General features: G+C 43.0%; 1 protein-coding gene. It reads right to left on the bottom strand.

Going from position 1 to position 1,307, the window contains the following annotated elements; translation table 11 throughout:
- Positions 1-134: 134 nt before the first annotated feature.
- The gene (locus SYJ56_RS25785) at positions 135-1,208 is read right to left on the bottom strand and encodes an IS5 family transposase (protein WP_323839279.1); all 1,074 of its coding nucleotides are present in this window, start codon (positions 1,206-1,208) and stop codon (positions 135-137) included.
- Positions 1,209-1,307: the final 99 nt, after the last annotated feature.

Below are 1,307 nucleotides of genomic sequence, written 5' to 3'. Positions count from 1 at the left end.
TAAGACCGTTGCAAAAGAATTGTCTTGAAAAACTTCAGGGATTTTTCGTCTTTTTTCACTCCATTTTTTGTTTTTAGATTGGAAAAAATCAATCATATCCTTTTAAGAGGCTCCTTTCGAGCCTTTTTACCTGTCTACTTTGTTGTTTTTATCAGTCTGGACACAACTATCCCCGGAGACCTGTAAAGATTGTAGGCGATGGCTTCCATCAAATTCTGGGTATGCATTTTTAGAACACCCCTGTATCTGGCACAGGTAGAATTAAACCATCTGTTTATACCACCAAAGGTCCGTTCTACCTTAAATCTTGTTTTGCCGATCAGCCTGTTCCTGAGTTTTTCGCGCTCTGTCAGGGCTTGTCCTTTTTTGGCTTTGTGAAGGATTCTGCTCTTTAAGTTTTTGCTCTTTAAAAGCTCTTCGTTCTTGGCAGACCGGTAGCCTTTGTCTGCATAGACATGGATGTTTTCCGGCAGATCTGCCGTAGCCAAGACCTCTTCCAGATTGGCTATCTCATTTACATTTGCCGGAGTGGTAAGCACCCCGAGCACCAGGCCTTCCGTATCGGTCACATGGTGTTTCTTGTAGCCATACCGCGTTTTTCCTGCTTTCTTTATCCATCTGGCTTCGCTGTCAACACCGGGATCTTGCTTTTTCACAAGCACCTGTGCCCGCTGTTCGTACTCCTGTTCCTCCGGGGTTCTTTCCGGACCCCGGTCAATGGCTATCTCATAGGTGGTTTTTCCTTTGGGTTTCAGCGGGGTATCTATGATGCTGGCATCCACAATTGCACCGGTCTTTACAATTATTTTGTGCTTCTCCAGTTGTTTGTTCATTGCCTTGAACACCTTTTCATAGACACCTTTTTTGGTGAGTTCTGTCCTGAAACGGCTGATTACGCTATGGTCTGGAACAGGGTTGTCCAAGCTGATGCCGACAAAACGGCTGAAAGAAATGCTGTCATTTACGCGGTCCTCGACCTCATAGTCGCTCAGGCCATACCAAGTCTGTAAAAGGGTCATCTTAAACAGAACGATCCCTTCATAAGATGGACGGCCTGTGGCGCTTTCGCCTTTTTGATAATGTTTGTTCATGATATTGGAAACTGGACGCCAATCAATTAGCTGATTGATCTGATTGAAAAATTCCTGTTTGATTTTTCTCTTTTGAACCATGTAGTCCGCAAAGCCAAGTTTTTGCTCGTTTTTCATACCCTAAAATACAAAGAAGCAGTCAGAATAACACAGAAAAATTAATATAATATACTGTTAATCAGTTGATTATAAATACATTCTCCCTGCAACGGTCTT

The organism is Algoriphagus aurantiacus, from assembly GCF_035156405.1.
Classification (GTDB): Bacteria; Bacteroidota; Bacteroidia; order Cytophagales; family Cyclobacteriaceae; genus Algoriphagus; species Algoriphagus aurantiacus.
Note: the sequence above shows the minus strand (reverse complement) of the source record. Positions and strands in the feature narration are given on the sequence as shown.